Source organism: Nitrospira sp. SG-bin1, assembly GCA_002083365.1.
GTDB lineage: Bacteria > Nitrospirota > Nitrospiria > Nitrospirales > Nitrospiraceae > Nitrospira_D.
In genome coordinates, this window is sequence record LVWS01000034.1 from 43,045 (window position 1) to 68,531 (window position 25,487).

Consider the following 25,487-nt stretch of genomic DNA (forward strand, 5'->3'; position numbering starts at 1 on the left):
GAGGAAGAATCCTTCCCGCCCTTAGCCTTAACCTTGACCTTAATCTTTCCGCTAATGGACTGCACTTGCTTTCCGCTTCCGTTCCTCGATGACACGCTTGTAATCCACCGGCATCACCTTCACAAACTTCGGCAAGGTGGCGTCGAATGCGTCGAGCACCTGTTTGGCTTTTCGACTGCCGGTATACATGAAGTGTTTCGTGATCAATCCATGGAGCAGCTGCTTGTCTTCCTTAGTCGTGACCGGCTCCAGTTCGACCATCCCCGTGTTGCAGCGGCTCTGGAATGTCCCGGCATCGTCCAGGACGAAGGCCACTCCCCCGGACATGCCGGCCGCGAAATTGCGGCCCGTCTTCCCAAGCACCACGACGACGCCTCCGGTCATGTATTCACAACCGTGATCGCCTGTTCCCTCGACGACGGCCTGTGCCCCGCTGTTCCGCACCGCGAACCGCTCACCCGCCATGCCGTAGAAATAGGCTTCACCTTGCGTGGCTCCGTAGAGCGACGTATTGCCGATCAAAATCGTCTCTTCCGGGTTATACAGGATGTTCTTCGGCGGAAAAACGATGATCTTGCCGCCGGAGAGTCCCTTGCCGATATAGTCGTTGGACTCCCCTTCCAGCGTCAACGTGATACCTTTCGCCAAAAAGGCGCCGAAGGATTGCCCGGCTGAGCCCGTGAACTTGATCGAAATCGTGTCTTCGGGCAATCCGTCAAGCCCATACTTCTTCGCGATCTTGCTCGAGAGCACTGTGCCGGTCGTTCGATTGATGTTTCTGATCGGAAGATCGAATGAGATCTTCTCACCCTTTTCGATCGCATCCTTGCAGAGCTCGACGAGCTTGTTGTCGAGAATGTCGGCGAGTCCGTGATCCTGCCTCCGCACACAGTAGCGGGGCACATCCGATGGTACATCCGGAGCCGTGAGGAGCGGGGTCAGATCCAGTCCTTTGGCCTTCCAATGGTCGACCGCTTTGGTGATCTTGAGTTTGTCGACACGGCCGACCATCTCGTTGATCGTCCGGAAGCCGAGCTTCGCCATGAGTTGCCGCGCTTCTTCGGCTACGAAGAACAGGTAGTTGACGATGTGTTCCGGCTTGCCGTTGAACTTCTTGCGCAATTCAGGATCTTGCGTCGCGATCCCGACCGGACAGGTGTTCAGATGACACTTGCGCATCATGATGCAGCCTTCGACGATCAACGGCGCCGTCGCAAAGCCGTATTCCTCCGCACCAAGCAACGTCGCAATCACCACATCTCGTCCGGTCTTCATCTGACCGTCCGTTTCCACACGGATGCGCCCGCGCAAATCGTTCAGGACTAGCGTCTGGTGCGTTTCCGCCAACCCCAGTTCCCAGGGAATCCCGGCATACTTGATCGACGACAACGGTGACGCCCCTGTGCCTCCCGAGTCGCCGCTGATGAGCACTTTGTCCGCATGAGCCTTGGCGACTCCGGCCGCGACCGTCCCAACCCCCACCTCCGACACCAATTTCACGGACACACCGGCATCGGGATTGGAATTCTTCAGGTCGAAAATCAGCTGCGCCAAATCCTCGATCGAATAGATGTCGTGGTGCGGCGGCGGCGAAATCAGTTGTACGCCAGGCGTGGCATAGCGGAAGCGCGCGATGTGTTCGTCCACCTTGTGCCCCGGCAGTTGGCCGCCTTCTCCGGGCTTGGCCCCTTGTGCCATCTTGATCTGCAATTCCCGCGCGTTCACGAGGTAATGCGCCGTGACCCCGAATCGGGCCGACGCCACCTGCTTGATGTAGCTGTTCTTCGAATCGCCGTTCGGCAAGGGCTTGAACCGCTCGGGATCTTCACCGCCTTCACCCGTATTGCTCTTGCCGCCGAGCCGGTTCATCGCGATCGCCAGCGTTTCGTGCGCTTCCTTGCTGATCGACCCGAACGACATCGCGCCGGTGTTGAAGCGCTTGACGATGTCTTTGGCCGGCTCCACTTCGTCGATCGGTATCGGTTGAGGATCGAACTTGAAGTCGAGCAGGCCGCGCAAGTTCGACCGCCGCTTGCTTTCATCGTTCACGATCTGCGCGAATTCGGCATAGGTCTTCGGGTCGTTCGAACGGCTGGCGTGCTGCAGCTTGGAGATCGTCTCCGGATTCCAGTTATGGTGCTCGCCCTGGATGCGGTAGTGGATCTCGCCGCCGAAATCGAGTTGTCGAATCGCGGCCGGCTCATAGGCTACACGGTGGCGGCGCAACGTCTCTTCGCCGATTTCGCCGATACCGACTCCTTCCACGCGCGATGGTGTCCCGGTAAAGTAGCGGTCGATGAGTTCATGATTCAACCCGATCGCCTCGAAGATCTGCGCACCGCAGTAGGACTGTACGGTGGAGATTCCCATTTTCGAGAAAATCTTGAGCAACCCCTTGTTGATGGCCTTGATGAATTTTCCCTCCGCGGTCTGCGCGTCGAGCCCTTCCGGCAGATAATTGTCGCGTTCCATGTCGACGAGCGATTCAAAGACCAGATACGGATTGATCGTCCCGGCACCATAGCCGAGCAAACAGGCGAACTGATGGACGTCGCGCGGCTCGCCGGTTTCCAGGATCAGGCCCACTTCCGTTCTCGTACACTCACGAACCAGGTGGTGGTGAACGGCGGAGATACCGAGCAGACTCGGGATCGGCGCCCACTCTTCATTGACACCACGATCGCTCAGGATCAGGAACTTGTAACCTTCCTTGATCGCCTGCGAGGCCTGCCGGCACAGTTCGTCGACCGCCTCGCCCAGCCCATCCGGCCCTTCGGCGACGCGGAACAACATCCGGAGCGTCTTGCTCTTGAAGTGGGGATCGGAAATCCCGCGGATCTTTTGCAAATCGGCGTTCGTGAGAATCGGCTGCTGCACCTTGATGCGGCGACACGACTCCGGCGATTCGTCCATCAAGTTGGGCTTCGGACCGATATTCGTCACGAGCGACATCACGAGTTGCTCGCGGATCGGATCGATGGGGGGATTCGTCACCTGCGCGAAGAGCTGCTTGAAATACTTGAACAGGAGTTGCGGCCGATCAGATAGTACCGCCAACGGCGTATCGGTGCCCATCGAGGAGACGGCTTCTTCGCCCGTCACGATCATCGGCGTGATGACCATCTTCAGTTCCTCGACCGTGTAACCGAAGGCTTGCTGCCGCTGGCGGATGGTCGGATGGTCCGGCTGCGGAACATTCAACGGATCCGGCAACTCGTCCAGCGAGACGCCGTACTGCGTCACCCAACTACGATAGGGCTTGCGGCCGACGATATCGGCCTTGATCTCCTCGTCATCGATGATGCGGCCCTGTACGGTGTCGACAAGGAACATGCGACCAGGTTGGAGCCGACCCTTCATGCGAATCTCCTTCGCGTCGGCCGGCAAAACCCCGGCCTCGGAGGCCAGCACCACGAGACCGTCGGTCGTCACTTGGTAGCGGCAGGGACGCAGCCCATTCCGGTCCAACGTCGCGCCGATCATCTTGCCGTCGGTAAAACAGACGGCCGCCGGTCCGTCCCAGGGCTCCATCATCGCCGCGTGGTACTGATAGAACCCACGGCGATCCAAATCCATCTGTGGATTCGCCACCCACGGCTCGGGAATCAACATCATCATGGCATGCGGCAGCGAGCGACCCCCGAGCAGCAGAAATTCCAGGGCATTGTCCAGACAGGCCGAGTCGCTTTGATTCTCCGAGACGATCGGGAAAAGCTTCTCCATGTCCTTCCCGAACAGCTCGGAATGAAGACGACCTTGGCGAGCCTTCATCCAATTGACGTTCCCCTTCAGCGTATTGATTTCCCCGTTATGACATACATACCGATAGGGATGGGCCCGCGGCCACGTAGGAAACGTATTCGTGCTGAAGCGGGAATGCACCAAGGCCAGCGCGCTCACCATCCGTTCATCGGTGAGGTCCTGGTAGTAGGCCGCCATTTGATGCGGCAACAAGAGCCCTTTATAGACGATCGTGTTCGCCGACAAGCTGACCACGTAGAAATGCTCTCGACCCTGAATGGCCGACTCGGCCACGGCCGTTTCAACTCGTTTGCGGACCACATACAACTTTCGCTCGAACTGCGCTTCATTCAGGGCATCGCGGGCGATGAAGATCTGCCGCATGAAGGGCTCGGTGGTTCTCGCTTGAGCACCAATCTGGTCGCTCTTCACCGGTACATCACGCCATCCAAGTAAGCGAAGGCCCTCCTCCTGAATGATCTCGGTGAACAGTTTTTCGCACAGCCGTCGGGAATCCGAATTGGGAGGAAGAAACAGCTGGCCTACTCCGTACTCGCCCACGTCCGGCAACGACACACCGGCATCGCCTGCGACCCGCTTCAGAAAGGCGTGAGGGACTTGCAAAAGAATTCCTGCTCCATCCCCGGTGGAGGGATCACTCCCCTGTGCTCCGCGATGGGTCAGATTCTCCAATACCTGAAGTCCTTTGCGGACGATGTCGTGGGATTTCCTCCCTTTGATGTTGACGACAAAGCCGATCCCACAGGAATCCTTCTCGTGCTGAGGATCATAGAGTCCTTGCTGGCGGGGAAACCCAGGAATATTCATGCGCCTATCTCGTTCAAAGAGTGAGAGTTTCTTTATGGTATGGGGAATAGAGCACGCGAGAAACCATGGGTGAATCTGCCCCCTTACCGCTCAGGGTGAACCTCACCCGATCGTTACGGTGGGACCTTACTGGATGGGTCATTCCTGTGTCAAGATTACGATAGACCTATACCGCTTTCATTTGCTTGACTTTATTTCCTCGGCTGCCATACCATCCGCCGCATGACACAAGGTCCAGTCATCGCCATTCTCCACAGCATGTCGGACGTGTGGGACGCCTACCGTGATGAACTGGACGGCGTAGAGGACCGGGTCAGAAAAAATCTCGACTCCAGCGTGACGCTGGTCAATACCGTTGCCGCCCACATCCTGAGCGGCGGGGGCAAGCGCATCCGTCCCCTGCTCCTCCTCTTATCGGCCCGTCTCTGCGGCTATCTCGGCACCGAGCACCATCAACTCGGCAGTATCGTGGAGTTCATCCATACCGCCACGCTGCTCCACGACGACGTCGTGGACGATGCCGATCTTCGGAGAGGCAGGCGAACCGCACGCAGGGTGTGGGGAAACCAGATCAGCATTCTGGTCGGCGATTACCTCTATACGAAGGCCATGTGCAAGGTCGTCGAGTTCCAGAGTCAAGGCATCAATGAAGTCCTGGCCGAGGCGTGCAAGAAAATGGCGGAAGGCGAAGTCCTTCAGCTGTACTACAACGGCAATCCTTCGATGCCGGAGAGCGACTATATCAAGATCGTGGAGCACAAGACCGCCGGCCTGATCGCCGCGGCCTGCCGCATGGGCGCCATTCTGGCGGAAGCGTCGGACACGCACCAGGAAGCGCTGTTCCGCTTCGGTCAATACCTCGGCATCGCCTTTCAAGTCGCCGACGATACCTTGGACTACACCGCCAACGGCGAATCGCTCGGGAAGACGATCGGACAGGATCTCCGGCAGGGAAAGGCGACGCTGCCCCTTCTGCATCTGTTGCACCATTGCTCGGAGCAAGACCGCCAGATGATTAAGGATCGGATGGAAACCCGAACTCTGAGCACGGCCGATCTTGAACGAATCTTACTGTTGATGGCCGATTTCGGCTCGATCGCGTATGCCATGGACCGCGCGAGCGCGTATATTACCGCCGCCAAGCATGAGCTCGAACGATTCGAGGATAGTACCGCACGGCGCGCGCTGTTGGTCGCCGCTGATTATATGATTACCCGCGACCGGTAGCCGTCGTCCCGCCAGCAGGAAGGACGCCGGGCCCTCGGAGCGGCACGGCGTAGGACTAAAGAATTCCGCTCTCTCCTGTAACCATCAAACCGTCGTCGCTGTCACGACATTGCCAAGAGGTTGCTCATGTCACAGATTTTTCCGTTTCAGGGCATACTGTACGACCAGACGCTCGTGGGCGCCATTGAGAATGTGGTCGCCCCCCCGTACGACATCATCGACGCACATGGGCAGAAACAGCTGCACGACCGTCATCCCCACAATATTATCCGAATGGAATTAGGACTCGATCAGCCCGGGGACGATCGGGCCCACAATCGGTACACCCGTGCAGCCGCGACGCTGCAAACCTGGCTCAACGACGGAATCCTCAAGCGGGACACGCGGCCTGCCGTCTACTACCACACGATTGAATACACGCCTCCCTACTCGCCGCCCGATGCCCCGAAGAAAATACTCCGGGGATTCTTGGCCCTGGCAAAGTTGGAAGCGCTCGACTCCGGACATATCTATCCCCATGAGAATACGCGCGCCGCGGCAAAGACGGATCGCCTGAATCTGATCGAAGCCTGTCGTTCCAACTTCAGCCCGATCTGGTCCCTCTATTCGGACCCGCTCGGTGCCGTCATTCAATTTCTGGAAACGGCGGTCAAAGGCACGCCCGCGCGCTACGATTTCCAAGACGATGCCGGCTGTCGCGAACGCCTCTGGGCCGTGACGGAGGAGGCCGTGCTGAAACAAATCACCGATGCGATGCAGAGCAAACCGCTGTTCATCGCGGACGGCCACCATCGCTATGAAACCGCCTTGAACTATCAAAAACTCCGAAGACAGCAGACAGGTCCTCGGACCGGGCTGCAACCCTACGACTCGGTCTTGATGCTGCTGGCACCGCTTGAAGATCCGGGGTTGACGGTGTTGCCGACGCATCGAGTGACAACGACCCCCTTGCCTCCTTGGAACCAGATCAAGACCGCGCTGAGCGACCTGTTCGAGTTTCGAGAATTCCCATTCAACGCATCCACCGAACGCCAAGCGCGCGCACAGTTCCTGACCAGCTTGCGGACTGAGGGAAAGAATGCCCCGGTATTCGGGCTGACCCGACAAGGCGACGACCGCTACGTCACCCTCACGCTGAAGCCGGCCCATCGACCTTCTTCTCAGGCCTCTCCTCGGGCCAGACTCGACGTCTCCCTGCTGCAACAGCTGATCGTGACGAAGCTTTGCCCCACGCAGCAGGAACAAGAGGCCATCGTGTATACCAAGGATGACCATGAAGCCCTGGACTGGGCAGCTAATGGGACCGGGACGGGCGCATTCCTGCTCAACGCCACGAAGGTCAGCGAAGTGCAAGCCGTGGCGGCCGCGGGCGAGCGGATGCCGCACAAGTCAACGTATTTTTATCCGAAGCCGTTGACGGGGCTTGTCATCAACGTGATGCACGATTGAGGCGGAGATGTCCAGCCTATCGCCGCTCGCCACATGGCGCACCGACCCCTCCGGCCGATTCGCCCATAACGGACTGCCGATGGCCGGAGACAGAAAGCTATTCCGATGAACGCCAAAATTCTGATCGTCGATGATGACCCCGACATCGTCATGATGCTCGAGGACCGGCTACACGCGTCCGGATACGAAACCGTCGTGGCCACCGAGGGACAACAAGCACTGGACCAAATCGTTCTCGAATCGCCTCAGCTGATCCTCTTGGACCTCACGCTCCCCAAAGTATCGGGGCTCGATGTCCTCAAGCGTCTATCCCAGATGAAGCCGTCGGAAAGTCCTCCCGTCATTGTCATGACCGCGCATGCGTCCATTGAAGCCGCGGTGGAGGCCATGAAGGAAGGCGCGTACGACTTCCTCACCAAACCGCTCGACAAGGACCATCTCTTGATCGTGATCCGCAAAGCCCTGGAGCGGGATGCGCTGCGACGGCAAGTCGCGTATCTGCGTTCCGAAGTCGACGGCCGCTACGCCTCCATCGTCGGCAACAGCCCCTCCGTGAGGTCCGTCGTGGAAGCGGCACAACGGGCCGCCAAATCCGACGCGAGCGTGTTGCTCCTGGGCGAAAGCGGAACCGGCAAGGAACTGTTCGCCCGCTCCATCCATCAGTGGAGCCATCGTTGCGCGATGCCGCTCATCGTCATCAACTGCGTCGCGTTGACGGAAACGTTGCTGGAGAATGAATTGTTCGGACACGAGCGAGGCGCGTTCACCGGAGCGGACCGACAGCAGAAAGGCAAGCTGGAAATGGCCGACGGTGGGACGGTCTTCCTCGACGAGATCGGAGATATGTCCCTTCCGTTGCAAGCGAAGTTGTTACGTGTCTTGCAGGACCGGGAATTTCACCGCGTGGGCGGGTCCAAGACCGTCTCGGTGAACATTCGCATCATCGCGGCCACGAACAAGGACCTTCGGCAAGCCGTGAGAGCCGGTCAGTTTCGCGAAGACCTCTATTTCCGGCTCAACGTCGTGACGCTCACCCTGCCGCCGCTTCGCGAACGATCGGGAGACATTCCGGCCCTCGCCCAATTCTTTTTGGATCGCCATACGAGAGACGCCAAACGACCGGGCATGGTGTTGAGTCCTCCTGCGATCGACGCCTTGACCCACTATCCGTGGCCGGGCAATATTCGGGAATTGGATAATGTGATCGCGCGCGCCGTCGTCTTGAGCCTGAAGGACACCATCGAACCGGAGACGTTGGCACTCCGAGCGGAAGACTCCACGCTCCGCCAAAGCGGGGACGCTGCTCTGCCGTATCTGAACCTCCCCTACCATGAATCGATGGAACAACACAGCCGTTACATCATCGCGCGCGCGATGGAGCGGGCCGAAGGCAATCAGACGAAGGCGGCCGACTCGCTCAAGCTCCAGCGAACCTATCTGGCTCGGTTACTCAAACAGCAAAAAGAATAGGGATGATACGGATGGCGGCAATTGGTGAAGCATCGCAACCCCGATCGACCGTTTCTTTTCTTACGTGAGGGGAACAGGCGGCTTCTTCGGCCGCCGGTCTTGCAAACGGATCAATCCCGCTCGGACATCCCGTTCGGTCTCCGCATAACGCTCGGCCGTGCCGATGTCCGACCAATAGCCCCGTACGTCGTACCCGAGAACCGGTTCTCCGCGCTCGATCGCGTTCACATAGGGCTCGATGATCGAGGAAGCCACTCCTTTCGGCACCTGCCGAAGCAACCGAGGGTGGAGGATGTGAATCCCGGCGAACATGCGCGGCGTCGTTGGAACGGATTCCACAAGCCCTTTTCCGTTGATGCGCAGGATTTGCCCTCCGTCTCCGACCTCGACCAACCCCCAACGGGCCGCGTCCGGATCTTCGCGAAGCACCAAGGTGGCGGCCGCGTTCCGCGTGCGGTGAAAATCGCGGAGCGCCTCAAGGTCCAATTCCACCAGCGTATCCCCGTTGAGAATCAGAACCGGCTCTCCTGAGAAGTGCGGCTCGGCCTGCTTGATCCCGCCTCCGGTTCCCAGGATGACCGGCTCATGCGAGTAGATGATCCGCAGCCCGAACTTCGAGCCGTTACCCAACGCCTGTTCGATCATCGGCCCCAGATGATGCAGGTTGATGATCACGTGGTGAAATCCATGCCGTTTCAACAGCAAAAGATTCCAGACGATGAGCGGCGTTCCCCCGACCGGCAACAGCGGTTTCGGAATGGTGTTTGTCAGCGGCCTCAGGCGGGTACCAAGACCGGCCGCAAGAATCATGGCCTTCATAATGAAGCGTTGAGCGCTGAGTTTTGAGTTGGAAGCGAGAAACGAACCACGGTATTCGACTCAACACTCACAGTTTACAACTCAGAATTCGTACCCGGCTATTGCAATTCCGGCACATGCCGGACGAGGTGCGTCCGGAGCGTCTCGAGTTCCGGATATTTTTCGAGATTGCGTCTGACATAGCTCAAGACGCGGGGGATATCGGCCAGGAATTTTGGGTTGCCTTTGACCCGATCGATGTAGACGAATCGGCCGGCCGCCTTCAGATTGCGTTGAATGCTCGTCAAATCGAACAGCCGCCGGAATGCGGCTCGATTGGTCCAGACAAAGCGCCGTTGGGCCAACTGGTCGAGAAAGTACTCCAACAAATCATCCACGAGCGCTTCATCGAGGCGAATGTAGGCATCCCGCAGGAGTGAGGCAAGATCGTAGGTCGCCGGTCCCATCAAGGCATCCTGAAAGTCGATCACGCCGAGCCGCAGCCCGTCGACCATCAGATTGCGCGAATGGTAATCACGATGCGTGAAGACACGCGGCTGTCCCGCCAGCAACTCCGCGATCCATTCGAACTCGCGCGTGATCGCCGCGGCATCCTCGTCGGGCAATGGTGTGCCCCGGCGGGCCACGATTCCATACTCCACGAAGTGATCGAACTCCCACATCAGCAACGGCACATCGAAACTCCGGTGAAATGCCACGCATCCGGGGTCCGCGGGCGTCGTGGCGCCGACTTGCATCTGTACCAACACATCGATGGCTTGCTTGTAGCGCACCTCTATGCTCGGCGCATCCGCTTGGCGGACGGCATCGGCCAAGGTCACATCTCCGAAATCTTCCAGATACAGCAGGCCGGCCGATTGATCATGGTAGTGGAGTCGGGGCACCGGCACGTTCACGTTGACGAGGTGCGACATGACGTTCACGAACGGCAGCTCAGAAACTTGATGAAGTCCTCCGCTCACCGCCTCTTCCGATTGTTTGAAGCCTTCCGGTTCAGCCAACTGCATGACGATGACGGAATCGGGTGGCCCGCCGGCCAAGGCCGCTCGATAATAGCGCCGATTGGAGGCATCTCCCGCCAGTGGCGTCAGTGTTTTCAGGACCAGGCCCGGCGGTAGACGAGTCTCGACGGTCTGCGCGATGAGTGTTTGATCGGGAGGAGACAGTGGAGCCTTCGAAGGAGTCGTGTTGGCCTGGACCATACCCGGCAAATTATAGCGAGCCCCTCATGACTTGTCACGAAGACCGCTGATCTTCTACCGAGAGTTACTTCGCTGCTTTGCTCGCAAACCAAGGATCACTGGCTGACAGAATCGCCGCAACCCTGCAGTCCGGTAACTGCGTATGAATTCTGGAAAACAGCATAAGACGAATGGGCCCGGATGCGCTTCATATTGTTCCAGGCCCTGCACGGCCCGCTGTCTGCTCACCTGGTTGGGCAGGATTGGAGAGTCGGCCAACCATGCCAGGCCTGACTGCTGGGCTGGAGAAGAAAAGGCTCCCTGCTGGACCCCCATACCTCTTACGGAAGCTTCCCGGTTACCGAAGCTTTCTCACAATGACCCCATACCAACCGAGGCCGTCGTATTCTTGGTATCCGATGGTCTGAGCATAGGCCGTGACTTCATGGCTCCCGCTGACATAATACCCTCGTTGTCGTCCCGTGATACTCTCATTCGTTTGGCGCTCCCGCCGAAGACATCATTATGATCTTCAGCTCACTCGCATGATGGCCCTTTCGCTGTTTTCTTGAGGACCCCACGGTAAAAACCGCCTGACCCCGACCACACCGACGGTCGCACCGACCGTGTCCGCCACCCAATCGAGCCAACTCGAGTCTCGAAAAGGAACGAACGCCTGATGTACCTCGTCGCTCATGCCGTACAACGAGGTCAGGAGAATCGCGGCGGGAACTGCGTACTGCCTCCACACATCACTTCGGCCTCCCCGAAGCGCTCGATAGCAGAGCGCGCCCAACACGGCATATTCGACGGCATGCAAGACCTTATCGCTGAAATGAGTGACGAACGGTAAATGGGTTTCAGGATGAGGTTGCGAGGATACATAGAAAATGAGTCCGGCATATCCCCACACCGGCCCCCAGTACCGAAGAAATGTCATCATTTCAACTCCTCATTCGACGTTCCATCATAAATCCGACCGCTGATTGCATGCCCATACCCCCTATGACATACTCGCCGACAGAAAGGGAATCCGGCATCGATGAAGTCCGTCCACCTGTGTTTCCTATGGCACATGCACCAGCCCTATTACACCGATCCCGTGGTTGGATCGGCCAGCATGCCATGGGTGCGCCTGCATGCGACCAAGGCCTATTATGACATGGCCTCTCTGCTGGAAAAATTTCCTGACGTTCGCGCCACCTTCAATTTTACGCCGTCTCTCCTGTTGCAGTTACAGGAGATCCTCTCCGGCAAGGTCCTCGATCTGTTTTTCGAACATGCCCAACGCCCGGCAGCCACCCTCACCCTTGAGGAAAAAGCTTTTCTGGTCCGTCATTTCTTTTCCGCCAACTGGGCCACGATGGTACGGCCCTATCCACGATACCATGAGTTGCTCGTCAAACGGGGATTGGATATCGCGGAGCATGATCTCCACCGGATAGCCCGTCAATTTTCCACACAGGAGCTGCTGGATCTGCAAGTGTGGCACAATCTCGCGTGGTTCGGATACGGCCCCGTCCAACAATATCCTCGCCTGGCCGCACTGCGCCAGAAAAATCGGGGCTTCTCCGAGGAGGACAAACGGGAAGTATTGGACCTGCAACGGATAGTCATGGGAGAGATTATCCCCTTGTACCGACGGCTCATGGAACGGGGGCACATCGAATTAACCACGACGCCGTTCTATCATCCGATTCTGCCGCTGGTCATCGACACCGAGATCAACCGGCGGGCCAGGCCCGACCTTCCATTACCCGCCCGCTTTCATGCTCCGGATGACGCCGCGGTCCAACTGGAGCAGGCCGTCGAGTATCATGCGCGGACATTCGGCCGGCCTCCGACCGGATTGTGGCCATCGGAGGGATCGGTATGCCCCGAGATGCTTCCCCTTGTCTATCAGGCGGGCCTTCGCTGGTTTGCCACGGACGAAGGCATCCTCTCACGCTCTCTGGGAATGTGCGGCCGCCCATGGCATCGACAATCCGCGCTCTATCAACCCTATCGCATCGGTGACCCCGAGCGTTCGTTGACCGTCCTGTTCCGCGACCGTGAGATCTCCGATGCATTCGGATTCGTCTACCACAAGACGACGCCCGAAGCCGCCGCCGAGGATGTCCTCCGGCGGGTGCGGGGGATCATCCACGATGCGCCGCAGGATACGATCGTCCTCCCCATCATTCTGGACGGTGAAAATCCCTGGGAACACTATCACGACGGCGGCGAACGATTCCTCTCCCTTTTGTATGAAGCGTTGACGAACCACGATCTGGATCAAACAGGCCAGATACTCGTCCGAGCGTCGACTGTTTCCGAGGTGCTCTCCGTCGCGCCTCCCGCACAGCAGCTGCCCTGTCTCCATTCAGGCTCCTGGATCAATTCCGACTATAAAATCTGGATCGGACACCAAGAAGACAATCGCGGGTGGGATCTCCTTGGTCATACCCGGACCCGGCTGACGGACCTTTCGCCGAGCCTTCCATCCGACTGCGCGAGAGCAGCCTGGCAAGAACTGTACGCCGCGGAAGGCAGTGATTGGTTCTGGTGGTACGGCGATGATTTCGACACCGATTTCAAACCGGAATTCGACCGGCTCTTTCGGACGCATCTGCGCAATGTGTGGATGCATATGGGCGTCCCTCCTCCCGATCAGCTGAACTACCCCATCTGCACCAAGGCAACCGTCTCTGAATCCGAATCGGTCCAACAGCCGCTCGTCCTGTTGCAGCCCACGATCGACGGCCTGGTCACCGACTTTTTCGAATGGCGCGGCGCGGGGAACATCACGACCCGCCCTCCGCTCGGTGCCATGTGGAAAGCCGACGGACTCTTCACCGCGATTCGATTCGGCTGGAACCTTGAGCAACTCGTGCTGAGATTCGATCCCGACGACGCAAGCGCCGCACGGCAAGCGCTTGAGGTCGATGTGACCTTGCAAGGGCCTGGCGGCACGTTTCGGCTGACGTTTCCATTTTCCACGCCAGGACCGAAGGCATTTCTCCTGTCTCGCCAGAGCCAGGACGGTTGGCACGAGATCGGGACCTATCGGTCGATCGGTTCTCAGACCGTTCTAGAGTTGGCCGTCCCTTGGAAAGACCTGCACCTGGAACAAGGACAGACCGTCCAGATGTCGGTCATAGTGCGTGAACACGGCCTCGAAGTGGCTCGCTATCCCGGCCATCATCCTGCCGTCCTCACCGTACCAGGGCCGACTTTTGAGGCCGAATTATGGAGAGTGTGAAACATATCTGTTGATCATGATCCGTTGACCGGAAAACGGAAATTGTTTCTTCACGCGTCGGATCAACAGCCCGACAGATCCGTGAACTTCAGGAGGGAAGAATGCCTGACTTACGTCGCGATCCCATTGTGGGTCGCTGGGTGATCATCTCCACCGAACGGAGAGGCCGCCCGCATGACTTTATTACACTCCAACCGGCTCGACCGGTTTCGACGGCGCTGTGTCCGTTTTGCCCGGGACAGGAACGGTTGACGCCCAAAGAAATCATGGCCTATCGACCGCAGCCAGGAGCCGCCAACTCTCCAAACTGGACGGTACGTGTCGTCCCGAATAAGTTTCCCGCGCTGCAAGTCGAAGGGGACATGGGCCGCGAGGGCATCGGCCTCTATGATCGCATGAATGGCGTGGGCGCCCATGAAGTCATCATCGAAACTCCCAACCATGTCGAAGGCCTTGCCGACCTCCCGGCCAAGAAGATTGAGGACATGTTGTGGGCCTATCGAGACCGTATGATTGATCTCAGAAAGGACCTTCGGTTCCGCTACATCCTCATCTTCAAGAACCATGGCGCGTCGGCCGGGGCCACATTGGACCACAGCCATTCTCAGCTGATCGCCCTACCCATTGTCCCGACCAGCGTGCAAGAGGAGCTCGACGGGTGCCGCACGCACTATCAGCAGAAGGAACGCTGCATCTATTGTGACATCCTCCGGCAAGATCTCTCGGATGGCGATCGAATCGTGGCCGAGAACCCGGAGTTCCTTTGTGTGACACCCTTCGCGCCGCGGTTTCCGTTCGAGATGTGGATTCTTCCCAAACGCCATGCCGCGTATTTCGAGGAAAGCCAGAAGTCGCAGTTCGAATTCCTGGCCCCGATCCTTTCAGAATCGTTGCGCCGCATGGACAAAGTGCTGTCCCGCCCCCCGTACAACTTCATACTCCATAGTTCTCCTCTGCATGAGAAGACCGGTGACTATTACCATTGGCATCTGGAAATTATCCCTAAACTGACGCAGGTGGCCGGCTTCGAATGGGGTACCGGTTTCTACATCAATCCGGTGTCTCCTGAAGAAGCCGCGACGTTCCTCCGCGAAACGGTGATCTAAGTGCCCACCCGCTTTCGTCTGAAAGATCCAGCCCTTAGGGATGTCCTTCGCCGTATCGAACAGATCATTCGCCGTGGAGGGGGAAGGATCTGGTTGGTCGGGGGCTCTGTGCGCGATCTGGTGCTCGGTCGACAGCCCCGTGATCTGGATATCGAGGTCCTAGGCCTCCCACCGGGTCACATCCACGCATTGCTGGCGGAGCACTTCTCCGTTCAATTCGTCGGAAAAGCGTTCGCGGTCTTCAAATTGCCAGGTCTGCCGGTCGATCTATCCATCCCCTCGCGCATGTCCGCCGACGACACCGCTCACCCCAGCCTGCAGAGACAAGTCGATCCCGACATGTCGATCGACGAAGCCCTCGCGCGGCGAGACTTCACCATCAACGCGATGGCCTGGGATCCGGACACGATGGAGCTTCGCGATCCTTATGACGGCCGCGGTGATCTTGATGCGCGGAGATTGCGCCACGTGTCCAACCGATTCGTGGAGGATCCATTGCGCGTCTTGCGTGGCATGCAGTTGTCCGCCCGCTTCGAACTCACGGCTGCGCCGGACACCGTGGCCCTGTGTCAAACCCTGTCACAGGACGACCAGCCACGCGAGCGCCTATGGGAGGAATGGAAGAAGCTGGTCCTTCAAGGACGTAAGCCCTCGCTGGGTTTGCAGTTCTTACGTCACTGCGGCTGGCTCCGTTTCTATCCGGAACTGGCGGCCCTTGAGGGCTGTCCGCAAGATCCGATCTGGCATCCGGAAGGCGACGTCTGGATTCACACGCTCCATTGTCTGGACTGGTTTGCTGCGGAGCGGACCGGTCAAGAGCGTGACGACCTTACCGTCGGCTTGGGCATACTCTGCCATGATTTCGGCAAACCGGCCACGACCAGAGAGGAATTTGGGCGCGTGACGTCACGAGGGCACGAATCGGAGGGACTAGTCCCGACAAGGCGTTTTCTCGGACGATTGATCGATCAGCTTGACCTCATCGACGAAGTCGTTCCTTTGGTCCAGTGCCACCTTCGTCCTCGTGCTCTCCATGACGCCATTGCTTCGGACAGCGCAATCCGCCGATTGGCACGCCACGTTCAGCGCATCGACCGGTTGGTGCGCGTCGCGCGGGCGGACCACGCAGGCCGTCCGCCTAAGCCGTTTGATGGATTTCCAGCCGGTGAGTGGCTGTTGACCAAAGCACAAGAGTTGGCCGTGGACCGCCACGCTCCCCTTCCCATTGTCATGGGCCGCCATCTATTGGAACTTGGGGTTCAGCCTGGTCCTGGCATGGGGCGCCTCCTTGATGACTGTTATGAGGCGCAACTCGACGGAGAATTTAGCACCCTGGAAGAAGGTCTCGTGTACGTCAAGAATCGATTCTCCGATCCCTGTTGAACGGATCCTTGTTCCTGACTTTCAGAACTCTCTAATCGGTCGAAACACCCTTGCCCCTTGGCCGCTAAAGCGCGTATCATCTTCCCATGCACGTACAACTGAGCCATCCTTCGCGGTCGGTCGAAATCAAGGGTCCGAAGCGAGCGAAAGACGTGCTACGCGAATTAAATCTTCTGACTGAAGCACACTTGGTGATTCGGGATGACGAATTGGTGACTGAAGATGAGATTCTCTCCGACAAGGATCAAATCGAAATTCGACCGGTGATTTCGGGCGGGTAATACGGACACAAATTCTCCATCACGAGCAAAGATCCTCCCCGAAGGGATCCCGGCGAATTCAGTGGAGCCTCGTGATGAGGAACCAGCCCATAGTATAGCCTTCCGAAACGTATCAATATGAATGGATCGTACGAATACATCTGATTGCCGGCATGGTCAAACTAGCTGCGCAATGTCACGAGATACATCCATCCTCACACTCAAAGTGACATCTTAGCTCATCAAAGCGGTTCACCAGGTTCACATTGCATCCGTCCATCACCTTGTCATCCTGGAAATGAGGCAGTTTAGTCGGATCCGTGCCATTCCGCTACAACAAGCTGTAGGATAAACCATTCGCAAGTTCATGAGAGAAATTTTGTAACCTGCTGATTACTCAGCGGTCTGTCTTTCATCTCATCAATAGGGCCGAGCGGCACTACCTTTGCTGAACGATTACACAAGTGCCAAATGAATGGCACAGACACTTTCAACTTTTTACTCATAGGGGGATTTTTATAATGAAGAGCATGTTGATGGCGGTTATGGCAGTGGCAGTGGCAGTGACCTTCAGCGCGCCGGCCTTCGCAGGCGAGAAGAAGGAAGAGAAGAAGAGCGGCCATGTCGTGATGGCGGAAGAGAAGAAGAAGGACGGTAAGGCCGACGAGACCTTCGGCGATAAGAAGGAAGAGAAGAAGGGCGGCCATGCCGACACCTTCGGTGAAGAGAAGAAGGACAAGGGCGGCAAGTAAGACTCGGCTTGCTGAGGCTGGACCCGGGGGGTTTCCTACACCGTAGGAAGCCCCCTGTTGTTCAGAACCTTCTCTTTTCTCTCACTACTCCCTTCAGATTCACCCACACCTGGCTCTCTTAGATTCCCATCGGAGCAGACTGATGCTCACGACAAATTTGAACAAGGCGTACGATTCCGTCTTCGACCCGCGCTCATGCTATGACCAATCGGAGCTAATAATCCAACTATCACCTTTATAATTCGAAGGACTTAGGCAGAAGCATTTTTTGCGTTGACATCGGTACGAGCTTTGCGGGTAGACTTCCGAGCGGACTGCGGGGCGAGGGAGGTATGACATGCATGTACCCAAATCGATTCCCAGCCCCTATCAGTGGCTTCCGATCGGTTTGCTGCTGTTCATCATGACAGCGTGCGCCTCATCCGACTCTCCCGCAGTCATAGCTGACGGAACGGCAACACTTTCATGGGATGCCAGTGCGGGAGCAGATGTTGCCGGATATAAAATCTATCATGCAACGGCCTCAGGTGCGTATGGAGCACCGGTTGCGACCGTGACCATGGACGTCACAAACTACACCATGACCGGACTGGAAAACGGTACCACTTATTTCTTCGTAGTCACCGCATACAATACGGATGGAGCCGAAAGTTCCTTCTCAAATGAAGTGAGTAAAGCCATCCTTTGACCACACCCGTACCTCTGGACTTTTTCCTCGCTCGTCTCTTGACCCTCTCTCTCCGACAACTGTATAACCACTCACGCTGGAACGTACTGAGACAAAGGAGCGGAGGCAAGAAGACTCACCTTCACCATCGTCGTCAGGCTTGCCTTTTACCTCACAACTTATTTCTCAGCGATGCGCCCGTAGCTCAATGGATAGAGCACCAGACTACGGATCTGGGGGTTACAGGTTCAAGTCCTGTCGGGCGCACCACACCCGCGCTGGTACCGTTCTCTATGCCTACCTGACGGATCTGGGCCTATCACATCAAGTCCTGTCGGGCACAGCAAACAAGCTTGCTTGACCCGGAACCAACTAACAGGGCACGGGTAAAGCTCGTTCCAGCGGCTCATCCGGCATACCTGTCTTTCCTACGCCGTTCCCGGTGCCTGTTCTCTTGCGACTCTCTCAAGGGGCTTCCCTTGTTGTGAGCAAGGAAGAGGTTATGGATCAATAGGCATCATGCAGGAAAGTAAAAGCCGATCGGTTTGGATGGAGTCGGCGGTGCCGCAATCACATCCAGTCGATCGCTCTTTTGAAACGGATGTGTGCGTGGTCGGCGCGGGAATAGCAGGTTTGTCTACTGCCTATTTGTTGGCATGTGAAGGCAAATCCGTGGTCGTGCTTGATGACGGCCCGATCGGCGGAGGGATGACGGAACGGACCACCGCGCACCTGTCGAACGTCATCGACGACGGGTATGTGACGATCGAGCGGCTTCATGGCGAACAAGGCTCCCGCCTGGCTTTCGACAGCCATACGGCGGCGATCGATCGAATTGAAACGATCGCCGCGGCCGAGCGCATTGCCTGCGACTTCGAGCGAGTCGATGGCTTTCTCTTTCAAGCGCCCGGGCAACCGGTGGAGCGTCTCGAAGAGGAACGCCTGGCGGCTCTACGCGCAGGCCACGTCGGTGTGGAACGGATTGAACGGCCTTCGCCGCCGGTCTTGGAACCAGGCCCCTGCCTCCGGTTTCCACGCCAGGCTCAATTTCATCCATTGAAGTACCTGACCGGTCTGATGCAGGCGATCGAACGACGGGGTGGACGCATCTTCACGGACACCCACGTGGAAACCGTACAGGGCGGAGAACACGCCGTCATAGAAATGCAGCAAGGCCATGTCCTCCTGGCACAGTCCGTGGTCGTCGCCACGAACACGCCCATCAATGATATGGTCGTGGTGCACACCAAACAAGCCCCCTATACCACCTATGTGATCGGAGCCGGCGTCCCGAAAAATTCCGTGCCTGCCGCGTTGTATTGGGACCAAGCCGACCCCTACCACTACGTGAGAATTCAGAAGGGCGCGGCAACCAATGGTCGTGATGTATTGATTATCGGCGGGGAAGACCACAAAACCGGTCAGGCGGACGATGGGAAAGAGCGTCATCTCCGTTTGGAACGTTGGGCTCGCAAACGGTTTCCCATGATGGAACAGATCGAGTACCGGTGGTCGGGGCAGGTGATGGAACCGACAGATGGCTTGGGGTTGATCGGTCGAAATCCCGGGGATGCATCGAATGTATATATTGCGACCGGCGATTCGGGCATGGGAATGACACATGGCACGATAGCCGGGATGCTGTTGACCGACCTCATTATGGGACGCGACAATCCATGGGCTGCGTTGTATGACCCGTCCCGTAAATCGTTGAAATCGATCGGCACCTTTGTGCAAGAAAATCTCAATGTGGCGGCCCAGTACGCGGACTGGCTTTCGCCAGGTGACATCGCGTCCGAAAGTAAAATTCCTAAAGAATGTGGGGCTGTCCTTCGAAACGGCATGCAAAAGGTGGCCGTGTATCGCGATGAAAATGGAACGCTGCATCGTCGCTCAGCCGTGTGCCCTCACCTAAAGTGTATTGTGGCTTGGGACTCCACAGAACACACCTGGAACTGCCCATGCCATGGCTCCCGCTTCGATGCCTATGGCAAAGTGATAAATGGGCCGGCAAACACCAATTTATCTCCGATTGAGACATAGCCGTCGTCATACCACCGCACTTTTCTCCTTAGAATTAGAAATAGGCTAGCATGAAGAGCTTTTTGAAGACCAGTCACTGCTTCCGATTACCGCGGTTCTCTCGTAGCATTAACTAGGGAACCAACCAGTCGCTGCTTGCCAGGTCCTGCGTTAAGAGAAATGTGAAGTGTGCGCGGAAACAAAGGAGCGCCATCATGTATCCATCGACGACGCTTAAGACATTAAGGATCGTCACCGCTCTTATTCTCCTCGCCGTCTGCTTACAGATCGGCGACGCACAAGCCGCGGACGGCGACGAGACAAATTGGGCCGGTCTGCCGCAAGTCGACATCGGGTTTTTTTCGATCGGTGGTCGCGCCACCTATTTCGATCCCAAAGAGGGAGACGACAAGTGGTTCGGCGGCGCACAACTGCGCATTCATCCGTGGCGCTATCTCGCCATCGAGGGATCGGCCGACTATCGGCGAGACGAGTTTCCCGGAGGGACGAAGACCCATACCTATCCCGTACAAGGGTCCCTGCTCATCTATCCCCTCGGGACGACTCGTCTGGCACCGTTCATTCTCGGCGGCGGTGGGTGGTATTTCACCACGGTCGATGGCCCCGGCAATTTCGATGACACACAACATCGGTTCGGAGGCCATGTCGGAGGAGGATTGCAGTTCTTCATTACCGACCACTTCTCCGTCGATAGTACATATCGTCACATCTGGCTGGAACGACTGGAGTCCAGAGACCAGAATCTTGTGGACAAGAAGTTCAATGACAATGGTCACATGGTCACGATTGGCTTGAACATTCACTTCTAGCGGCCATGCCGTCCTTCGTAGAAACCGAGCGCCGGCGGATGGCCAAGGAAAACGCGTCCGCCGGCTCAGGGTTTCTAAAAGCACCGCTGACGACATGTCCCACAGGCCACCACTTCGCGTCATTGCTGCTCATACCCGCAGTGTTTTTATTTTTCTCTCTGTTGAGTGCCCCTTCGGCACAGTCGCAAGCGACATCCGACGAATATATCGCCGGTTTTGCAACGGCGCTCTTACAGCATGAATACAAAGCGGCCGATTCTACAGTGCAAGTGCACAACGGCGTGGTCCGAATCGGCGTGCGATCGCTCAGCGGACTTGACCGCGAAAAGATCACGCGTTCACTCGCCGGCATTGCCGGCGTCAAGGAAGTTGTCGTCGTAGAGAGCCCAGAGTTCCCGGCCTCCCCACCACCCGATCAAGGCGTCCTGATCGATGTGCCCGAGACGGAGTCCAGTTTTTTGCCTCGCGGCCTTCTCTTCGCCCCCTTGCACGCGGATCCCCGATGGCCTCATTTCTCAGCCGTCTACCGCGGATACCGTACCCATGATCTTTCGGCGGCTTTTGCCGGCAACTTCGGTGAAACGTTTTCCCTCTACCGTCACCGCGCCCCGCTCGACGGTCAATGGGAATTCGTCATCCAAGCGGGCGTATTCAGCTTGTTTGACCTGAGCGCCGCGTCGCTCGACCTGGTGAACGCGGACTACAATGTCGGAGTTCTGACGACGTACCGCTCCGGCAGCTTCTCGGGCTTTGTACGCCTCCATCACCAAAGCTCGCACCTCGGAGACGAATTCTTGCTGAGTAATCCGCAGACTCAACGCATCAATCTGAGTTACGAGGAAATAGACATCAAGCTGTCCTATGAATGGTTCACATGGCTCCGGGCCTATGGAGGCGCCGGATACCTGGTTCATCGTTATCCATCGGATGTCCAACCCATCACTACGCAATGGGGCGCCGAATTGACGAGTCCTGTTTCCTTTTTTCACGGCTCCATCCGACCCATCTGCTACACGGATGTTCAAATCAATGAGCGTTCGAATTGGGCCGTGGCCCATTCACTCATGGCAGGCCTGCGCTTTGACAATGCACGTATAGGAAATCGTCAGTTGCAACTCCTCGCGGAATACTTCGCCGGTCCATCTCCCGATGGTCAGTTCTACACCCGACATGCTCACTGGTTCGGCATCGGTCTGCACTTCTACTTTTGACGCCATCTTCGCCAAGGGAACTTCCGAGTATCTGGCGCCTGGCAAGGACGATAAGGTTTTCTTATGAATCGGGTAACAATGTTGGCGCCGATACTCCTCATCCTCTTTCTTTCGTTCGATGGAATGCCGAGCAGGGCTCAAGTCACGTTGTGGGAGACGTATCAGTCGGCCGGACAGCAAGCGGTTCAAGAGCGACGGGTCATGGATGCCGAACGTTTGCTGCTGGCCGCGGCCAAACACATAGAAACCGTCAATCCCGACGATCCTCGCTTGGCCAATACATTGAACGACTTGGGCGTATTGTACGGCATGCAAAACCGAGAACTCGAAGCTGAACCATTGTTTCTGCGGGCCTTGACCATCAATGAGCGGGCATTTGGGCGACACCATCCTTCCGTCGTCCTGACGCTGCAAAATCTCAGTGTGATTTACGCTTCACAGAATAAGTTCTTCGAGGCACACGGGGTGGCGCGCGAAAGCCTAAAAGTCAGTCTCGAATTGTTTGGGATCTACCACCCCCGTAGCGGATCCACCTGTCGCACCGTGGCAACGGTCTATGCCCTGGAGGGTAATTATGAGGAAGCGGAACGCTTCGCGGAGCGATCGATTGCCATCCTGGAACACACCGTGGGCGAGCGCCATCCGGAGACTGCTCAGAGTATGGAAATGATGGTCAGGATCTTGTCGACGACCCATCGCGATCGTGAAGCCCAGAGACTCGAGGCCCGTCTCAATGCGATTCGTCAAGGTTCTGAATCAGCTGTGGTTGAGGAACCCGATCATCCTCGTGACAAAGACACGGCACCCTGAGTGAGGCCATGGTTTAGTCCGTTTTTATCAAGGGAGGTGTGACCATGTTGAGCTGGGCTATTACGTTTCTAGTTGTCGCGATCATTGCCGGTATTTTGGGACTCTCGGGCATTGCCGGCACGGCCACGAACATCGCCTATATCCTGTTCGTCATCTTCCTCATTGTGGCTATCGTGGGTCTCGTCATGGGGCGGCGACCTCCGGTAACCTAACGAATTCCTTTCCTTCCGACCCGGGGATGAGCGGACACCCCCGGGTCATTCTCCCCGAGGCGTTCCAGCACAACCTGCCCTCCCAACGTTCCTTCGCCGTAACCTTTAGTCACAACGTGCGCAAAGCGGCCTACTGCTTGTTTGACGGCGGAATCGGAAGTTCGACCGGTGGAACTTCCATGACCTTCACAGCCTGCCCCTGTTCATTCATCCCGATGGTCACCCGTTGGCCGATTGACAGCCGTCGGAATAATTCCGGTCGGGCCATGTCAAAAAATATGGGTTTACCAAGGTCTGTTTTCAGCAATCCCTTGCCGTTGTCGAAATCAAGCTGATCGAGGATGCCCGTGACGACGTGGTGTACCGGGCGGTCTTCAACGAAGGCGATGTCCTTTTGTAGGGCATGCCCCTGCGTGCCCATCCCCCCTAGTAGAACCGCGAAACCGAAACAGAGCGGGTTTGCCCACATGTTTTCTCCCTATATCATCATATCGAACTACGAGCCTATTACACGGATTGGCTACCGTGCCTACCAGGCGACCGAGGTAAGAAAGTAAGACTGGCGTGTCCACTTTCAATCTAGGTTCGACGTTTCCCCCCTCATCTCCTCCTCTTTGTCACTGATCACCACTCTAATGGCTTCCGGACGTTCCGGTACTAGGAAGTCCACTAGAAGAATCACCGAGCCGGCCCTCACACACCTCTGTTCTAAATTCAAACTTGAAAGTGCTTTGGGATCTTCCTAGTGGCTCTTCATCCTCCTGCTCCCTATGATCACAGCATGCGGGTAAGTTGTTGTACTAGAAGGGTGTTTCTCATCAACCTTTCTGGCTTTATCCATCGGTTCCATTCGGTACCCATTTGCCGAACGATGTGTGACGGTGGATGAGCCGATGGACTCCGCATCGACCTCTCTGGAGAATCACCGACGTATCTATACACCATGCCTGCTCTGTGGCGGGTCGGATTTCGTTGCCATTGCCGCCCCCTCGGACATCGCCGCTCAGCAGTGCTTCTTGGAACAGTTCCACCGGCGCCGCCTTGCTGAAAATCACGCGGCTGAGCCTCACCGAGCGTCTCTCGCGGACCGTGTCTCGTTCACCCATAATTACGAGACGTACATCGTCGCCTGTTGCGCTTGCGGATTGCTGTGTCGCAATCCCCATCCTCCGGCTAAGGCGGTCACCGACGCCTATGTCGATGAATACTATGCGCCGTCGCATTTAGCCGAGGAGTTTGAATCCCAGCTGAACTGGGCGCGTACGAAAATTCCGCTCATTGCCCGGCATCTTGCGATCCATCCTGCTCCACGACTGATCGAAGTCGGCAGTTTTGTCGGCGGCTTTCTGGCGGCAGCACAAGAACATGGCTGGGATGTCGTCGGCGTGGACCCTGGAGAGGCGGTCGTACGATTCTGTCGTGAACGAGGTCTATCGGTTTTCCAGGGGACGCTGGAGGAATTCCCCCGCCCGCAAGGCGGAATCGACGCCGTGGTCATCTGGAATACGTTCGATCAGCTCCCCGATCCACGGCCCATATTGACGACAATCACCCGATACCTGAGGCCGGACGGCTTGCTCGTCATCCGGATTCCACACGGCCGCTGTTTTCGGTCCGCCATGGAAATGGCGAAGGCGCACCATTGGTTGCGGAAGCCCTTGTATACCGGTCTCGCATGGAACAATCTGCTGAGCTTTCCCTACCTCTATGGCTATGAACTCACCACACTTGACCGTCTTGTGGCGGAATTCGGACTGGTTCGCGAGGCTGTATACCCCGATACGCTGATGGCCGTGGCGGTGACGGAAATGAAGCGGTGGGTCCCACTCGAAGAACGATTGGTGAAGGGACTCTGTCGATTGACCACCACGCTGGCCCAGCGCCTGGGAGATTCTTCTTTGGTCAGCGCCACATGGCTCGACGTGTATTATCGATCACCGACAGGGCCGCTGGGGCCATCGGAACCGGTCGAGCCTGCACTAGGGGACTGTCCAGTGGGCGCACATGGAGTCTTGCATCACACTACTCCCGGACACAATGCGGCACATGAACGGTATGCGTGACATATCCGGTCGAGACAATTTGTATTCGTGGTTGCTCAAGGCGGGAGTCCTCATCGCCTGGTGCCGTCACCGTCCCACCACACGAAGGACGGTGATGACGGTGAATGACACCTGCCTGCGGCGCGCACTCGGACGTGTTCACGAATAGTCACCGCGCGAGTGTGGAGTGTCGTGCTCGCGAGTGATGCGGTGTTCGGACGGTTCGTGAATGATTC

General features: G+C 57.3%; 18 protein-coding genes, 1 tRNA gene and 1 pseudogene. 15 read left to right on the forward strand and 5 right to left on the reverse strand.

From position 1 onward, the window contains the following. Positions 1-51: 51 nt before the first annotated feature. On the reverse strand, positions 52-4,569 hold the full coding sequence (locus A4E19_19590) for a glutamate synthase subunit alpha (GenBank protein OQW32240.1): 4,518 nt from the start codon (positions 4,567-4,569) through the stop codon (positions 52-54). A 222-nt stretch (positions 4,570-4,791) separates the two neighbouring features. Here A4E19_19590 and A4E19_19595 point away from each other — a divergent pair, with 222 nt between their 5' ends. The 3 genes from A4E19_19595 (at position 4,792) to A4E19_19605 (ending at position 8,715) form a co-directional block, all read left to right on the forward strand. Beyond that, positions 4,792-5,796, forward strand: a complete 1,005-nt coding sequence (locus A4E19_19595; GenBank protein OQW32241.1) for a hypothetical protein — start codon at positions 4,792-4,794, stop codon at positions 5,794-5,796. A gap of 126 nt (positions 5,797-5,922) precedes the next feature. Beyond that, a complete protein-coding gene (locus A4E19_19600) occupies positions 5,923-7,245 on the forward strand; it encodes a hypothetical protein (protein OQW32242.1) in 1,323 nt (440 codons plus the stop codon). 105 nt (positions 7,246-7,350) lie between these two features. Further along, on the forward strand, positions 7,351-8,715 hold the full coding sequence (locus A4E19_19605; GenBank protein OQW32243.1) for a Fis family transcriptional regulator: 1,365 nt from the start codon (positions 7,351-7,353) through the stop codon (positions 8,713-8,715). A 60-nt stretch (positions 8,716-8,775) separates the two neighbouring features. Here A4E19_19605 and A4E19_19610 read toward each other — a convergent pair whose 3' ends face one another. From A4E19_19610 to A4E19_19620, 3 genes and pseudogenes are all read right to left on the reverse strand, one after another. Further along, complete coding sequence (locus tag A4E19_19610) at positions 8,776-9,525, reverse strand: hypothetical protein (GenBank protein OQW32244.1); 750 nt, start codon at positions 9,523-9,525, stop codon at positions 8,776-8,778. A gap of 107 nt (positions 9,526-9,632) precedes the next feature. After that, entirely contained in the window at positions 9,633-10,736 is a 1,104-nt protein-coding gene (locus A4E19_19615) for a hypothetical protein (protein OQW32245.1), read from the reverse strand. Between the two features lie 595 nt (positions 10,737-11,331). Next, positions 11,332-11,655, reverse strand: a pseudogene (locus tag A4E19_19620) (hypothetical protein). Positions 11,656-11,790: 135 nt separating this feature from the next. Between A4E19_19620 and A4E19_19625 the strand changes: the two are divergent. From A4E19_19625 to A4E19_19675, 11 genes are all read left to right on the forward strand, one after another. Continuing rightward, positions 11,791-13,956: a hypothetical protein gene (locus A4E19_19625; protein ID OQW32246.1), complete on the forward strand. Its 2,166-nt coding sequence runs from the start codon at positions 11,791-11,793 to the stop codon at positions 13,954-13,956. 101 nt (positions 13,957-14,057) lie between these two features. Further along, positions 14,058-15,062, forward strand: coding sequence for a galactose-1-phosphate uridylyltransferase (locus tag A4E19_19630; GenBank protein ID OQW32247.1), 1,005 nt, complete (start codon positions 14,058-14,060; stop codon positions 15,060-15,062). Positions 15,063-15,128: 66 nt separating this feature from the next. Continuing rightward, complete coding sequence (locus tag A4E19_19635) at positions 15,129-16,445, forward strand: hypothetical protein (GenBank protein ID OQW32327.1); 1,317 nt, start codon at positions 15,129-15,131, stop codon at positions 16,443-16,445. An 86-nt stretch (positions 16,446-16,531) separates the two neighbouring features. Beyond that, a complete protein-coding gene (locus tag A4E19_19640; GenBank protein OQW32248.1) occupies positions 16,532-16,726 on the forward strand; it encodes a thiamine biosynthesis protein ThiS in 195 nt (64 codons plus the stop codon). A 500-nt stretch (positions 16,727-17,226) separates the two neighbouring features. Then, positions 17,227-17,457 (forward strand): hypothetical protein, encoded by a 231-nt coding sequence (locus tag A4E19_19645; protein ID OQW32249.1) that lies wholly within the window; start codon positions 17,227-17,229, stop codon positions 17,455-17,457. Positions 17,458-17,794: 337 nt separating this feature from the next. Then, positions 17,795-18,145 carry a hypothetical protein gene (locus A4E19_19650; GenBank protein OQW32250.1) on the forward strand — a complete coding sequence of 117 codons (351 nt, stop codon included), beginning with the start codon at positions 17,795-17,797 and terminating at the stop codon, positions 18,143-18,145. 173 nt (positions 18,146-18,318) lie between these two features. Next, positions 18,319-18,394, forward strand: a tRNA-Arg gene (locus A4E19_19655). Positions 18,395-18,643: 249 nt separating this feature from the next. After that, positions 18,644-20,167, forward strand: coding sequence for an oxidoreductase (locus A4E19_19660; protein OQW32251.1), 1,524 nt, complete (start codon positions 18,644-18,646; stop codon positions 20,165-20,167). Positions 20,168-20,361: 194 nt separating this feature from the next. Next, the gene (locus A4E19_19665; GenBank protein OQW32252.1) at positions 20,362-20,976 is read left to right on the forward strand and encodes a hypothetical protein; all 615 of its coding nucleotides are present in this window, start codon (positions 20,362-20,364) and stop codon (positions 20,974-20,976) included. Positions 20,977-20,981: 5 nt separating this feature from the next. Further along, positions 20,982-22,187 carry a hypothetical protein gene (locus A4E19_19670; protein ID OQW32253.1) on the forward strand — a complete coding sequence of 402 codons (1,206 nt, stop codon included), beginning with the start codon at positions 20,982-20,984 and terminating at the stop codon, positions 22,185-22,187. Positions 22,188-22,265: 78 nt separating this feature from the next. Beyond that, positions 22,266-22,997 (forward strand): hypothetical protein, encoded by a 732-nt coding sequence (locus A4E19_19675; GenBank protein OQW32254.1) that lies wholly within the window; start codon positions 22,266-22,268, stop codon positions 22,995-22,997. Between the two features lie 342 nt (positions 22,998-23,339). On the opposite strand, the gene A4E19_19680 is transcribed toward A4E19_19675, so the two are convergent. Then, complete coding sequence (locus A4E19_19680; protein ID OQW32255.1) at positions 23,340-23,678, reverse strand: hypothetical protein; 339 nt, start codon at positions 23,676-23,678, stop codon at positions 23,340-23,342. A 424-nt stretch (positions 23,679-24,102) separates the two neighbouring features. Between A4E19_19680 and A4E19_19685 the strand changes: the two genes are divergently transcribed. Continuing rightward, positions 24,103-25,272: a hypothetical protein gene (locus A4E19_19685; protein OQW32256.1), complete on the forward strand. Its 1,170-nt coding sequence runs from the start codon at positions 24,103-24,105 to the stop codon at positions 25,270-25,272. Positions 25,273-25,487: the final 215 nt, after the last annotated feature.

Bases quoted from the DNA above. Each gene is read 5' to 3' on its own strand.
- A4E19_19675 (OQW32254.1), top strand. From the start codon at position 22,266: ATGTTGGCGCCGATACTCCTCATCCTCTTTCTTTCGTTCGATGGAATG.
- A4E19_19590 (OQW32240.1), bottom strand. From the start codon at position 4,569: ATGAATATTCCTGGGTTTCCCCGCCAGCAAGGACTCTATGATCCTCAG.
- A4E19_19600 (OQW32242.1), top strand. From the start codon at position 5,923: ATGTCACAGATTTTTCCGTTTCAGGGCATACTGTACGACCAGACGCTC.
- A4E19_19670 (OQW32253.1), top strand. From the start codon at position 20,982: ATGCCGTCCTTCGTAGAAACCGAGCGCCGGCGGATGGCCAAGGAAAAC.
- A4E19_19615 (OQW32245.1), bottom strand. From the start codon at position 10,736: ATGGTCCAGGCCAACACGACTCCTTCGAAGGCTCCACTGTCTCCTCCC.
- A4E19_19630 (OQW32247.1), top strand. From the start codon at position 14,058: ATGCCTGACTTACGTCGCGATCCCATTGTGGGTCGCTGGGTGATCATC.
- A4E19_19625 (OQW32246.1), top strand. From the start codon at position 11,791: ATGCACCAGCCCTATTACACCGATCCCGTGGTTGGATCGGCCAGCATG.
- A4E19_19640 (OQW32248.1), top strand. From the start codon at position 16,532: ATGCACGTACAACTGAGCCATCCTTCGCGGTCGGTCGAAATCAAGGGT.
- A4E19_19680 (OQW32255.1), bottom strand. From the start codon at position 23,678: ATGTGGGCAAACCCGCTCTGTTTCGGTTTCGCGGTTCTACTAGGGGGG.
- A4E19_19650 (OQW32250.1), top strand. From the start codon at position 17,795: ATGCATGTACCCAAATCGATTCCCAGCCCCTATCAGTGGCTTCCGATC.
- A4E19_19665 (OQW32252.1), top strand. From the start codon at position 20,362: ATGTATCCATCGACGACGCTTAAGACATTAAGGATCGTCACCGCTCTT.
- A4E19_19595 (OQW32241.1), top strand. From the start codon at position 4,792: ATGACACAAGGTCCAGTCATCGCCATTCTCCACAGCATGTCGGACGTG.
- A4E19_19605 (OQW32243.1), top strand. From the start codon at position 7,351: ATGAACGCCAAAATTCTGATCGTCGATGATGACCCCGACATCGTCATG.
- A4E19_19645 (OQW32249.1), top strand. From the start codon at position 17,227: ATGAAGAGCATGTTGATGGCGGTTATGGCAGTGGCAGTGGCAGTGACC.
- A4E19_19660 (OQW32251.1), top strand. From the start codon at position 18,644: ATGCAGGAAAGTAAAAGCCGATCGGTTTGGATGGAGTCGGCGGTGCCG.
- A4E19_19685 (OQW32256.1), top strand. From the start codon at position 24,103: ATGGACTCCGCATCGACCTCTCTGGAGAATCACCGACGTATCTATACA.
- A4E19_19610 (OQW32244.1), bottom strand. From the start codon at position 9,525: ATGATTCTTGCGGCCGGTCTTGGTACCCGCCTGAGGCCGCTGACAAAC.